The 12,399-nt window shown below is 67.8% G+C and carries 12 protein-coding genes; 8 read left to right on the forward strand and 4 right to left on the reverse strand.

From position 1 onward, the window contains the following. Positions 1–61: 61 nt before the first annotated feature. Positions 62–703, reverse strand: a complete 642-nt coding sequence (locus tag G9U51_RS09465) for a cation transporter (protein WP_166196361.1) — start codon at positions 701–703, stop codon at positions 62–64. 59 nt (positions 704–762) lie between these two features. Between G9U51_RS09465 and G9U51_RS09470 the strand changes: the two genes are divergently transcribed. The 7 genes from G9U51_RS09470 to G9U51_RS09500 all read left to right on the forward strand — a co-directional run bounded on the left by G9U51_RS09470 (position 763) and on the right by G9U51_RS09500 (position 8,102). After that, a complete protein-coding gene (locus G9U51_RS09470; protein WP_166196363.1) occupies positions 763–2,184 on the forward strand; it encodes an HNH endonuclease signature motif containing protein in 1,422 nt (473 codons plus the stop codon). A gap of 116 nt (positions 2,185–2,300) precedes the next feature. Next, entirely contained in the window at positions 2,301–2,879 is a 579-nt protein-coding gene (locus G9U51_RS09475; RefSeq protein WP_166196365.1) for a hypothetical protein, read from the forward strand. 110 nt (positions 2,880–2,989) lie between these two features. Beyond that, positions 2,990–4,540, forward strand: coding sequence for an ABC transporter substrate-binding protein (locus G9U51_RS09480; protein WP_166196367.1), 1,551 nt, complete (start codon positions 2,990–2,992; stop codon positions 4,538–4,540). Between the two features lie 2 nt (positions 4,541–4,542). Next, a complete protein-coding gene (locus G9U51_RS09485) occupies positions 4,543–5,637 on the forward strand; it encodes an ABC transporter permease (RefSeq protein WP_166196369.1) in 1,095 nt (364 codons plus the stop codon). Further along, the gene (locus tag G9U51_RS09490; RefSeq protein ID WP_166196371.1) at positions 5,634–6,533 is read left to right on the forward strand and encodes an ABC transporter permease; all 900 of its coding nucleotides are present in this window, start codon (positions 5,634–5,636) and stop codon (positions 6,531–6,533) included. Before G9U51_RS09485 ends, G9U51_RS09490 begins: the two co-directional genes overlap by 4 nt. Then, the gene (locus G9U51_RS09495; protein WP_166196373.1) at positions 6,530–7,324 is read left to right on the forward strand and encodes an ABC transporter ATP-binding protein; all 795 of its coding nucleotides are present in this window, start codon (positions 6,530–6,532) and stop codon (positions 7,322–7,324) included. Before G9U51_RS09490 ends, G9U51_RS09495 begins: the two co-directional genes overlap by 4 nt. Further along, a complete protein-coding gene (locus G9U51_RS09500; RefSeq protein WP_166196376.1) occupies positions 7,317–8,102 on the forward strand; it encodes an ABC transporter ATP-binding protein in 786 nt (261 codons plus the stop codon). The genes G9U51_RS09495 and G9U51_RS09500 overlap by 8 nt, the downstream gene beginning before the upstream one ends. Here G9U51_RS09500 and G9U51_RS09505 read toward each other — a convergent pair. The 3 genes from G9U51_RS09505 to G9U51_RS09515 are packed head-to-tail and all read right to left on the reverse strand — an operon-like array spanning position 8,091 to position 11,570. Continuing rightward, positions 8,091–9,635 carry an acyl-CoA synthetase gene (locus G9U51_RS09505; RefSeq protein WP_166196378.1) on the reverse strand — a complete coding sequence of 515 codons (1,545 nt, stop codon included), beginning with the start codon at positions 9,633–9,635 and terminating at the stop codon, positions 8,091–8,093. The two genes, G9U51_RS09500 and G9U51_RS09505, sit on opposite strands and share 12 nt — an antisense overlap. Positions 9,636–9,642: 7 nt before the next feature. Beyond that, positions 9,643–10,770 carry a DUF5938 domain-containing protein gene (locus tag G9U51_RS09510; RefSeq protein WP_166196380.1) on the reverse strand — a complete coding sequence of 376 codons (1,128 nt, stop codon included), beginning with the start codon at positions 10,768–10,770 and terminating at the stop codon, positions 9,643–9,645. A gap of 8 nt (positions 10,771–10,778) precedes the next feature. After that, positions 10,779–11,570 carry an SDR family NAD(P)-dependent oxidoreductase gene (locus G9U51_RS09515; RefSeq protein ID WP_166196382.1) on the reverse strand — a complete coding sequence of 264 codons (792 nt, stop codon included), beginning with the start codon at positions 11,568–11,570 and terminating at the stop codon, positions 10,779–10,781. Between the two features lie 125 nt (positions 11,571–11,695). On the opposite strand from G9U51_RS09515, the gene G9U51_RS09520 reads away from it, so the two are divergent. Continuing rightward, on the forward strand, positions 11,696–12,346 hold the full coding sequence (locus tag G9U51_RS09520) for a TetR/AcrR family transcriptional regulator (RefSeq protein WP_166196384.1): 651 nt from the start codon (positions 11,696–11,698) through the stop codon (positions 12,344–12,346). The last annotated feature ends 53 nt before the right edge of the window (positions 12,347–12,399 follow it).

The following is a 12,399-nucleotide window of genomic DNA, read 5'->3' on the forward strand; positions in this document are numbered from 1 at the left end:
CACGTCGACGTCACGCGCCACCGAGCGTCGTGAGGCCGCCTGGCCGGCATACACCGAGCAGTTAGTCGATCTCTTCGCCGGCGAGAGCCTTCGCCGCGAGGCGCTCTTCCTCGCTGACTTCCCAGACCTCCCACGCCGCGTGCAGCGCGAGCGCGATGATCAGGCACCCCAGGATGAGGTCGGGCCAGCCGGAGGCGGTCGCGGCGGTGAGGACCGCCATACCGATGATCGCGATGTTGACCAGCACGTCGTTGCGCGCGGAGAGGAACGCCGCGCGGCTGAGCGAGCCGCCGTGGTGCCGGAACCGCACGAGCAGCCACGCGCTCGTCCCGTTGACCACGATCGCTCCCAGCGACGCCAGCACGACCGGAATCACTTGTGGTGCAACGGGATTCGAGAAGCGCTGGATCGCCTCCCAGCCGGCGACCGCCGCCGGGCCGAGTATGACGAGTGCCATCGCCTTGCCGGCCATCGCTCGCCTCGCGAGCGGCCAGCCGAGCGCCAGGAAGATCAGCAGGTTGATCGAGGTGTCTTCGAGGAAGTCGACGCTGTCGGCCAGCAGCGAGACCGAGCCCGCAGCCAACGCGACGATGAACTCGACGAAGAAGTAGCCGAAGTTCAGCCCCGCCACGATCAGCACGACGCGTCGCAGCGCCGATCGGGCGGTCGCGTCGGCGTGCACGGCTGCGTCGGTCTCGCTCATAAACCCATGAGGCTAGCCGTCGACCAAGGTCTGTCGGTGGTCAGTGCTTGAGTGTCTGTATGCCGAAAAGCCAGGCCACCACCGACCTCGACCAGATGGTCGAGGAGATGCGCATGCTGGTGCCCGCAGGCGACGACGCCGACAAGGTCGCCCAGTTGGCTGCGTTGGAGAAGTTGCAGGCTTCGGCGGCCGCGGCGATCGCGCGGGTGTCGACCGAATTCCTTGAGTCCCAACGGGATCGGCAGCGTGACCTCGGCGTGCCCAGCCACCGTCGTGGCCGCGACACCGCCGACCAGATCGCGTTGGCACGGCGAATCAGCCCAAGCCAGGCCTCACGCGACTTGAAGTTCGCGCGGGCGCTGCGCGACGACCTGCCGGTGACCGCGGACCTCCTGGCCGCCGGCGAGATCAGCGAGCGCGTTGCGCGTGCGGTGCACCGCGAGACCGACCATCTGTCGGCCGACCAGCGGTCCGCGATCGACCGCGAGGTCGCTCGCAGGCTGCCCGGACTCTCCGTCAAAGAAGCTTCTGCCGCGGCGAAACGCGCTGCCTATCAAGCCGATCCGGCCTCTGCCGTCAAGCGTGCCGCCAAGGCAGCCAAGGACCGCCGGGTCTGGACCAAGCCGGCGCCCGACACGATGTGCACGGTGACCGCACTCCTCACCGCGGCCCAGGGCATTGCGGTCTGGGCGACATTGCGACGCGACGCGCAGGCTCTCATCGCCTCCGGTGCCGCCGGCGACCGCACTCTCGACCAGGTGATGGCCGACCTGTTCGTCGAGCGGCTGACCGGCCAGAGTGTCGCCAGCGCCGTGCCGGTCGAGATCCACCTGGTGATGACCTTGGCGATGCTGTTCGGCGCGCAGCCGGACGGCGCGGCATACGGCCAGGGGGTCGAGACCGATCCCGACGGCGCCGCGTGGCTCGAGGGCTACGGCCCGATCCCCGCCGCCGTCGCGCGTGCCGCGATCGCCGGGGTGCCCGACCTGCTCGGACCGACCCCGCAGGAGCTCGACCGCGGTCAGGCGTGGATCCGCCGGCTGTTCGTCGACCCCGCAACCGGACAGCTGATCAGCGCCGACAAACGACGGCGAAGATTCGACGGCGCCGTCCGCAGATTCATCAACCTGCGAGATCGGGTATGCCGAATGCCGTTCTGCGACGCTCCGATTCGCGATCACGACCACCTCGTGCCCTATCGCGACGGTGGCGAGACCTCGGTCGACAACGGCGCCGGCGTGTGTCAGCGCTTCAACCAGATCAAGAACTTGCCTGGGTGGACCACCGAGGTCATTCACGGCGCCGCGGAGGCTGATGCTCCACCTGGTGAGCATCCGCACACGATCCGCATCACCACGCCCACCGGGGCGGTGTACTACTCGACCGCGCCGCCGGTGCCCGGCACGCGACCGGCACGGCCGAAGCCGCCGACGAGCACGGTCGATGTCCAGTTCCCGAGCGGCCTCCGACTCGCGAGCTGAACGATAAGGCGGCGCGGCGGGAAGATTCAGTTTCCACTCGCGGACGGCGAGTGAGGGCTACCTTGAGGAATGAATCGGTCGCTTAACGGTCGATACCTAGGGGAGGGAGTTTCTGAATGAGCGCTCGTCAACGCGCGGCGTCAAGTTATTCGACGTTTGTCACCGAACGCGCACCTGCGTCCATAAGTGCCACCAGTCGGCACCTCAACATCGGCGGTTCGGCGACGCGGACGTCGGTGGCTGTGATTACCAGCGCGGCTGCGCTCTTCCTCGCGGGGTGCAATTCCGAAGCGACCTCGACCGAAACAGTCACCGAGACCGTAACCGTGACTGCTGGCGTTACTGACTCGGTGGCCGGCCCAAATCCGGACAAAACCACCGACACTGCCGACCCCGCGGCACCACCGTCCGCCGATGACTTCACGATCGCACTGAAGATCCTCAGCAAACAGTGCTACGGCTCCGCCGGTTGCAACGTAACCTTTCGCATTCAGCCGACTTTCAGGGGCCAACCCTTGCAAGACGGCCAGACCGCTGAGGTGACCTACGAGATCAAGGGCTCTGAAGATCCGTACTCCAACACCTTCACCATGACCTCTGATGGGCAGGCATCAGTGCAGCAGGAGGAGTCGGTAAGCACCTCAGGTGCGAACGTGAAGTTGACCGCAACGGTGACCGACGTCTCAGTGCTGTAGCGGCAACCGACCCCGTGGGCCGTCCCGCCTCCCTGGCATGTGCCGAGATCGGTCTTATGCTGACCAGCATCGCCCGCCGCTGGTCCGGGCGCCCGAGCTGGGAGGTTCGCATGAAGCGTCTGCTCACCACCATCGTCGCCGCCGGGTTGGCCATGCCGGCCTTCGTAGCCTGTGGCGGGAGCTCCAGCGGAGGGGGCGGCGGCAGCACACTGGTCGTCGACGATCAGTTCGACCTCAAAAGCGTCGATCCCGCAAGGGAATTCGAGTTCACCGGCAACCTCATCACTCACCAGCTCTACGAGACCGCGCTGACCTTCAAGGGGTCCGACGTGAAGAAGCCGGTCCCAGGCATCTGCGACTACACGATGTCCTTCGACAACAAGGTGCTGACCCTCAAGGTGACCGGCAAGCACACCTTCTCCGACGGCAGCCCGGTCACCGCCGACGACATCGTCTTCTCCTACCAGCGCGTGCAGGGCATCGCTGGCAACCCGTCGTTCCTGCTCGATGGCGTCACGGTCAAGAAGGTCGACGACAAAACCGTCACCCTGACGAGCAAGGACCCCAACCCGCAGTTGCCGTTCATCCTGCCCAACCCCTCGCTCGGCATCGTCAACTCCAAGGTGCTGCAGAAGAACGGCGGTAGCACGACCGCGAAGGACTCCGCCGAGCAGTTCCTCAACAAGAACTCCCAGGGCTCGGGGCCGTACATGATCGACACCTACGACGTGCAGAACAAGGTCGTGCTCAAGGCGAACCCGAAGTATGCGGGGACCAAGCCGGCATACGACCGAATCGTCATCCAGAACGTCCAGGCGTCCTCGCAGAAGGTCAACATCCAGGGCGGCAAGACCCAGATGGCGCTGTCGCTCGGCCCCGACCAGGTCAAGGGTCTCGACGCGAGCAAGACTCAGACCATCAAAGGTGCGAGCACCACCACGATCTACTTGTGGTTCAACATGACTCCGGCCTACGGCAAGGCCGCGAGCAACGTGAAGTTCGTCCAGGCGATGCGCCACGCCGTCGACTACAACGCGCTGCTCAAGCTCGCCGGCGACGGGTCGGTGCAGCCCGGCGGCATGGTGCCGGTGACCTTCCTCGGCGCGCTCAAGAGCGACCCGAACAACAGCTACGACCCGGCCAAGGCCAGGCAGCTGCTCGCCCAGTCGGGCTACAAGGGTGAGCCGATCTCGATCCTCTACTCCAACGACGTCGGTTTCGGCCTTGACGATCAGGCGCAGGCGATCCAGGCGCAGGTCAAGAAGGTCGGCATCAACCTCAAGCTCAACCCGCAGCCGAGCGCAACCTCGCTCGATGCGTTCCGCAGCGGCAAATCGCAGGCCGGTCTGGCCTACTGGGGCGCCGACTTCCCGGACCCGGCCGACTACCTGGTCTTCGCGCCCGGGCAGAGCCTCGCCAAGCGGGCTGCGTGGACCGCCGCCCAGGCACCGACCTCCACCCAGCTCGCGACCGCCGCTGGGCAAGCGAGCGGAGACCAGGCCCGCGACGCGGCATACCAAAAACTGCAGCAGCAGCTGAACGTCGAGGGTCCGTGGATCCCGCTCTTCCAGCCGGTCGACCTGCTGGTCGCCGCGACGTCGGTGAAGGGCGTCGCGCTCAACCCGCTGTGGACGGTCGACTTCGGCTCCCTGACCAAGTGAGTATGACGGCCGCCTCGCCTGCCGCGGGTCCGGCGCACGACCCGCGGCAGGAGGGCGCGGAGCGCTGGTGGCAGCGGTTCCCGCTGGCGCGCTACGTCCTGGTGCGGCTGGTGGTGAGCGTGTTGCTCATCTGGGGTGTCACGCTGGTGACCTTCGTGCTGACCAACCTGGTGCCGTCCAACCCGGCCGCCGCCGCGCTCGGTGAACGCGCCGCGTCCAACCCCGACACGGTCAAGGCGTTCGAGCGGCAGTACGGCCTCGACCAACCGGTGCCGCAGCAGTACGTCAGCTATCTCGGCCGGCTGGTCCACCTCAATCTCGGCCAGTCGACCCAGACGCACAACGCGGTGTGGGACGACCTGCGTTCGGCCTTCCCGGCGACCGCCGAGCTCGCGGTGACCGCGTTGGTCATCGCGGCGGTGCTGGCGATCGTGCTCGGCCTGGCGGCGGCGTTGCGGCGCGGCAGCATCCTGGACCAGGTGGTGCGGGTCGGCTCGCTGATCGGCTTCTCCACGCCGACCTTCTGGCTGGCGCTGGTGATCTTCTACGTCTTCTCCTACAAGCTCGGCTGGTTCCCGGGCTCCGGCCGGCTCGACCCGCAGTTCGACCCGCCGCCGCAGCGCACCGGCTTCTACACGATCGACGCCCTGCTCGCCGGCCAGATCGCCGTCTTCGTCAACGCGGTCGAACACCTCGTGCTGCCGGCGTTCGTGCTGGTGCTGTACACGCTCGGCATACTCACCCGCTTTTGTCGCACAGCGGTGCTCGAGGTCCTCGGCAACGACTACGTGACGGCGGCGCGGGCGAAGGGCCTGCCGCGCTCGGCAGTCACCCGGCGTTACATCCTGCGCGCCGCGGCGGTGCCGATCCTCACGATGATCGGGCTGACCTTCGCCTCCGTGCTGTCCGGCGCCGTGCTCACCGAGACCGTGTTCGCGTGGGGCGGCATCGGCCAATATGCCTACAAGGCCGCCACCACACTCGACCTGCAGGCGATCATGGGCGTGGGCCTGCTGATCGGCATCATCTACGTCGTCGTGAATTTCATCGTCGACCTGCTGTATGGCGTCCTCGACCCGCGAGTGAGGGACCGATGACCATCACCGACCCGACCCCGACGGAGACCGCACCCATCACCGACCGGCGCCGACTTGTGCGCTGGCCGCAGGCCTGGCGCCGACCGCTCACGATCATCGGTGGGGTGATCATCGCGTTCTGGGTGATCGTCGCGATTGTCGGCATCTTCTGGACGCCCTATCCCCCGCTCGGCCAGATCGCTCCGCGGCTGAGCGCGCCGTCGGGCGAGCACCTGCTCGGCACCGACAGTGTCGGCCGCGATGTGCTGTCGAGGATCATGGCAGGAGCACATGTCTCGCTGCCCGTGCCGATCCTGGTCGTGGCGCTGTCGATGATTCTCGGCACAGCGCTGGGTGCGATCGCCGGGTACTTCGGTCGCGTGGTCGACGAGGTGATCATGCGGCTCACCGACCTGGTGCTCGCCTTCCCCACGATCATCCTGGCGATGGTCGTCACCGCGGCCCTCGGCCCCGGCCTGCAGAACGCCGTGATCGCGCTGCTCGCGGTGAGCTGGCCGTCATACGCCCGCGTGACCCGCTCGCTCGTGCTCGGCGCGCGCGGCAGCGAGTATGTCGTCTCTGGTCGCCTGATGGGTGTGAGCGCCTGGCGGTCGCTGACCCGCGACGTGCTGCCGAACATCCTCGCGCCGATCGTGGTCCTGGCGACGATGGACATCGGCAACGCCATCCTGCTGCTCTCCGGGTTGTCCTTCCTTGGCCTCGGCACCGTGCCGCCGACGCCGGAGTGGGGCGCGATGGTCTCCGAGGGCGTCGAGCAGTTCTCCTCGTGGTGGATCGCGACCTTCGCCGGCCTGGCGATCTTCTCGGTCGTGCTGGCGTTCAACTTCCTCGGCGACTCGCTGCGCGACGCGCTCGACCCGCGCGCGCAGAAGTCGGTCGAAGGGCGGGCGGTATGACGACGTCCCCGGCTTTGCAGATCGAGGACCTGTCGCTGCGGATCGGCTCGCGGCAGATCCTCGACGGCGTCTCGCTCGCCGCTCCCCCTGGCGAGGTCACCGGCCTGGCCGGCGAGTCTGGCTCGGGCAAGACGATGACGGGTATGACGGTGATCGGGCTGCAACCGCCCTCGGCACGTGTGACCGGCAGCATCCGGCTGGGTGACCGCGAACTCGTCGGCCTCCCCGAGAAGGAGCTGAATCGGTTGCGCGGCAACGAGATTGCCGTCGTCTTCCAGGATCCGACCGCGTCGCTGCACCCGATGCTGTCGATCGGTTCGCAGCTCACCGACCACATGCGCTATCACCTCGACCTGTCCCGGTCGGACGCCCGCGCGCGGGCGCTCGAGCTGCTCGAACAGGTGCAGGTGCCTGAGCCGGCCAACGCGTTGAAGCGCTATCCGCACCAGTTCTCCGGTGGTCAGTTGCAGCGCATCGCGATCGCGTCGGCGCTGGCGTGCGAGCCTCGGGTGCTGATCGCCGACGAACCCACGACCGCGCTGGATGTCACCGTGCAGGCCAGCATCCTGCGGCTGCTGCGCGGACTGTGTGATGACCTCGGTCTGGCGATGATCCTGATCACCCACGACCTCGGGGTGATGTCAGCCGTCGCCGACACCATCACCGTGATGCGTGCCGGACAGGTGGTCGAGCACGGGCCGCGAGCGGACGTCATACAGCGGCCGCAGCACGACTACACGCGCTCGCTGATCGACGCGCTCCCCGACCACCAGGAGGCCGCCGGTGAGTGACGGACTCGCGCTCGACAACGTCTCAGTGACCTACCGGCAACCCGGCGGGCGGCGGCTGCGCGCGGTGCACGACGTGAGTCTCGCGATCGAGCCCGGCGAGGTCGTCGGGCTGGTCGGTGAGTCCGGGTGCGGCAAGTCGACGCTGGCCCGGGCGATCTGCGGGCTGGAGTCGCTGTCCTCCGGCACGGCCTCCTTCGAAGGTCACCCGATCACCCGGCTCGGGCTGCGACGCCGACCGACGCCGTTGCTCCGCGCGCAGATGGTCTTCCAGAACCCCTACGCCTCGCTCAACCCACGCCGTCGGATCGGCGCGCAACTCGAGGACGGGCGACGCATCCACCCCGGAAGGGCACCGTCAGTGGTCGAGCTGCTCGACCAGGTTGGGTTGGAATCGTCTGCAGCGCAACGGTTTCCGCACGAGTTCAGCGGTGGGCAACGGCAGCGCATCGCGATCGCACGCGCCGTGGCGACCGGCCCGGACCTGCTCATCGGTGACGAACCGATCGCCTCTCTCGATGCCTCCCTGCAGGCTCGCATCGCCACGTTGATGCGGTCGGTCGCACTGGACGCAGGCGCGTCGCTGCTGTTCATCAGCCACGACCTGTCAGTGGTGCGGCTGATCGCCGACCGGATGGTGGTGATGCGGGCCGGCGAGATCGTCGAAGCTGGGCCCACCGAGCAGGTGTGGTCGGGCCCCCAACAGGCCTACACCAAGCGACTGCTCGCCGCGATCCCGAAAGCCGACGGTCGTGGCGAACTCCCCCAGCTACTCCCGTGAGATCGCCTCGGCGTTGAGCAACGTGTCGCGGATCTCGGACTTGAGCACCTTGCCGACCTTGGAGCGCGGCAGGTCCGGCCACACCTCGACCTGCTTGGGCGCCTTGACCGAGCCGATCGCGGACTTCGCGAAGCCGATCAAGTCAGCAGACGGGACCGACGCGCCGGGCTGCAATTGCACGACCGCGACCACGCGCTCGCCCCACTTGTCATCAGGGAGGCCGATCACGCCGCAGTCCTGCACCGCGGGGTGGGCGATGAGCGCCTGCTCCACCTCGGTCGAATACACGTTGAAGCCGCCGCTGATGATCATGTCCTTGGCCCGGTCGACGATGAACAGAAAGTTGTCCTCGTCGAGATAGCCGATGTCGCCGGTGTGCAGCCAGCCGCCACGCAGCGCCTCGGCTGTCGCCTCGGGGTTCTTGTAGTAGCCACGCATGACCAGCGAGGAGCGGACACAGATCTCACCGTGGGTCCCGGCCGGCACCGGCCGATCGCTGTCGTCGAGAATCGCCACCTGCACCAGCGGCGACGGCCGCCCGGCGCTGGCCAGTCGTTCGGTCGCGATGGACCCGTCCGGCCGGCGGTGCGCCTGCGGTGGCATCGTCGAGATCATCATCGGCGCCTCGGTCTGTCCGAAAAGCTGCGCCATCGGTCCGATCGCGTCCAGCGCCTCCGCCAGACGGGCCGGCGAGATCGGCGCGGCGCCATACCAAAAGCATTGCAAACTGGACAGATTCGCCGAGGCGAGCTGCGGCGAGGCCAGGACCATATAGATGAGCGTCGGCGGCAGGAAGGTGTGCGTGACACCGTGCCGCCCGATGAGGTCGAGGAACTCCCCCACGTCGGGTGCGCGCATGATGACGATCTGCCCACCGAGGGCGAGGATCGGAAAGCAGAGAACACCGGCGGCGTGGGTGAGCGGCGCCAGCGCGAGATAGACCGGGCGGCCGTCGAAGGGATAGCCCATCAGCGTGAGGGCCGTCATCGTCTCGAGGTTGCCGTCGGTGAGCATCACGCCCTTCGGTCGCCCGGTCGTCCCGCCGGTGCCGACAAGCATCGCGAGATCGTCGAGCGGAGCGTCCGGCCGCGCCGCGCCTCCGCTGGCCAGGAAGGCCTCGAAGTCGATCGCGCCGTCCACCGCGCCGTCGAGACAGACATAGGTGTGCAGCCCGGGCAGCGCAGGCCGAATCGCCTCGACCAGTGCGGCGAACGACTGTTGGAAGATCAGCACCTGCGCGTCGAACAACTCCAGCAGTTCGGCATTCTCGGCCGCCTCGTTGCGCGGGTTGATCGGGCACCACACCGCCCCCGCCCGGCTGATGCCGAAGACGCAGGCGAAGGCCACCGGGTCGTTGGCGGACAAGATCGCCACCCGGCCGCCGGCAGTCAACCCGCCGGCGGCCAGCGCGGAGGCGACGGAGTGCGACAACGCGACCACCTCGGCATACGACATCGACTCGCCGTCGGTGGTGAGGCAGGGGCGGTCCGGCCCGAGGCTGGCGCCCTTGTCGAGATAGTCACTCAGTCGCATCGCCGGCTCAGTCCTGGGTGGTGAGCACCGGCGGCGACACCAGGCCGAAGCTGCGCAGCACGCCGAGCAACTCGCGGTGCCCGAAGGCCTGACAGGCCGAGGCGAAGCCGGTGCGCTGGGGCGGCGATTGGGTCAGGGAGTAAGCGGCATACGCCTGCAAGAGCCCGGTCTGCTTGTAATTGGAGTTGCCGTGGATCACGCAGTGCGCGCGGCCGAGCGGCCCGGAGGCGTAGACCGAGTCGAGCGACTTGTTGATCCGCGGGTTCTCTCGCGGCGGCATCGTGTCCATCACCTGCCGGGCGGTTGCGGTCAGCGCGGCCTGCTTGTCGTCGGCGTTCATGTCCTTGGTGGCTTCCAGGGCCCCGGCGACGATCTGCGGCACGCCATTCATCAGCGCCGCGTTGAACACACCGCCCTGCGCCTTGCAGTTGGCCACCCGCGGGTCGTGCTTGAACCACACCGGATGTGAGGTGCCGCCCCACGGGAGGGACTGCGCGAGCTCGTGCTGCCCGGGCACGACCAGCGGCACCAGTCCCTGCTCGGGATCGAAGGGCACATAAGCGTTCTGCTCCAGATAGTGCGCGGCCGAGGACGCCGCGTTGACCAGGATCGTCTCGGTGGACGCGATAGTGGGCGATCCGCCCCAGAAGACCGCGATATCCAAGGTGTCCAGCCCGGGCTGCTCGAGGCACAGCTGCGCGGCGATCTCGCCGGTGGTGTACATCTGCGCGATGCCGGGCGAAAGCAGCAGCCCCTTGTCGGCGAAGGCCGCACCGTGCTGCTCGTCGCAGGTCATCAACCAGTCCTGCTCGCCGGTCGTGTCGACATAATGCGTGCCGGCCTGCAGACACGCCTCCACCACGACGCCGCCGAGCGTGCTGAACGGTCCGACGGTGTTGCAGACCACCGACGCGCCGTCGAAGAGCTCGGCGAGCGCGTCCGCGGTGTGGTCGACGACCTTGATCTCATAATCGGCGGTCTCGATGCCGGCGACATGGGACTGCATCGATTCGGTCAGCTTGTCCTCGTTGCGCCCAGCGGCGACGAAGGGCAGGTTGAACTCGCGTAGGTATTCGCACACGAGGCGACCGGTGTAGCCGGAAGCGCCATACACGACAACGGGTTTGGTGCTCATGCTGCTCCTCACATTCCCATTCCGCCGTCGACCGGGAGGCCGGCGCCGGTGATGAATCGGGCGGCGTCGGAGGCCAGGAAGACCACCGCGTCCGCCATATCGCTGACTTCGCCGAGCCGGCCGGACGGCGTCAGCTCCACCACCGCACCGACGGCGGCCTCGGGGCTGTCGAAAAGTCCGATCTGGGCGACATCGTTGGCGAGCCCGGCGCCCATCTCGGTCGGCACCAGGCCGGGGTAGACGCAGTTCACGCGCACGCCATAACCGAGCTTGCCGGCCTCCATTGCGGCCACCCGGGTGAGCCGGTCCACGGCCGACTTGGTGGCGCTGTAGACCGCGATCCCCGGGAAGGCGATGGTCGCCGCGACCGAGGCCATGTTGATGATCGCGCCGCCCTTGCCCGCCGGCCCGTCCGGCCGCATCGCCCGCAGCCCGTGCTTGAGCCCGAGGACCGTGCCGAGCACGTTGACCTCCAGCATCCGCCGGGCGTCGGCCGCCTCCACCTCGGTGAGCAGGCTGGTGATCTCGATGCCCGCGTTGTTGACCAGGATGTCCAAGCCGCCGAGTTGTTGCACCGTGTGCTGCACGGCGGTGGTCCAGCTCGCCTCGTCGGTCACGTCGAGCTGCACATAGCCATGGCCTTCGCCCAGGTCGGCGGCGGTCTGCTCGCCTTCGGCCTTGACGTCGCCGATCATCACCTTCGCGCCGGCCGCGGCCAGCGCCTGCGCCATGCCTTGCCCCAGCCCCTGGGCACCGCCGGTCACCAGCGCGATGCGGCCGGTGAGGTCGTAGGTCGTCATACGGGAACCTCCTGCAGTCGGCGTGACGGGCGTCACGTCCCCACCCTGACCGACGATCTTGACACTCGTCAAGACTTTGTTTTGACGAATGTCAAGATATCGGCGGTCTCGACTACCCTGGAGCCATGGCTGCACCCGCACGCGCCCTTGCGCCCTCGCCGGAATCCTCCGCGCGCGCCCTCGGGGCCAAGCAGGACGCCCGGCGCGACCAGCTCGCCGAGTCGGCGCTGGAGACCCTCGGCGAACTCGGCTATGCCCGCACCAGCCTGCGCGAGATCGCCGCCAAGTCGCCCTTCAGCCACGGCGTCGTGCACTACTACTTCGCCAGCAAGTCCGAGCTGATCGCCTACTGCGTGCGCTACTACAAGGCGCGCTGCGTCACTCGCTATGACGCGATCGTGGCCGACTCCTCGACCGCCGAGGAGTTGCGGGCCGCGTTCGCCGCCAAGCTCGCCGAAACCTTGCGCGACGAGGCACCGATGCACCGGCTCTGGTACGACCTGCGCACCGCCGCCTATTTCGAGCCGGACCTGCGCGAGGCGGTGGTCGAGATCGACGCCGGCCTGGAAGCGATGATCTGGCGGATTATCGAGCGGTATGCCGATCTCGCCCGCGCCCGGCCGTCCTTCGACTCCCCCACGACGTATGCCGTCCTCGACGGACTTTTCGAGTCAGCCCTCACCCAGGCGACGCTCGGTGACCCCGCCGCTGCCGGGCAGCGGCTCGAGGCCTCCGCGGCCGCCGTGCTGCCGACCCTGATCTCTCTACACCCGTAGTAGAGCTTTCCGGTCGTTATAGCGACCATCTCCGGGGTTTCGACTCGCTCAAC

This window comes from Metallococcus carri (assembly GCF_011440275.1).
Lineage (GTDB): Bacteria > Actinomycetota > Actinomycetes > Actinomycetales > Dermatophilaceae > Metallococcus > Metallococcus carri.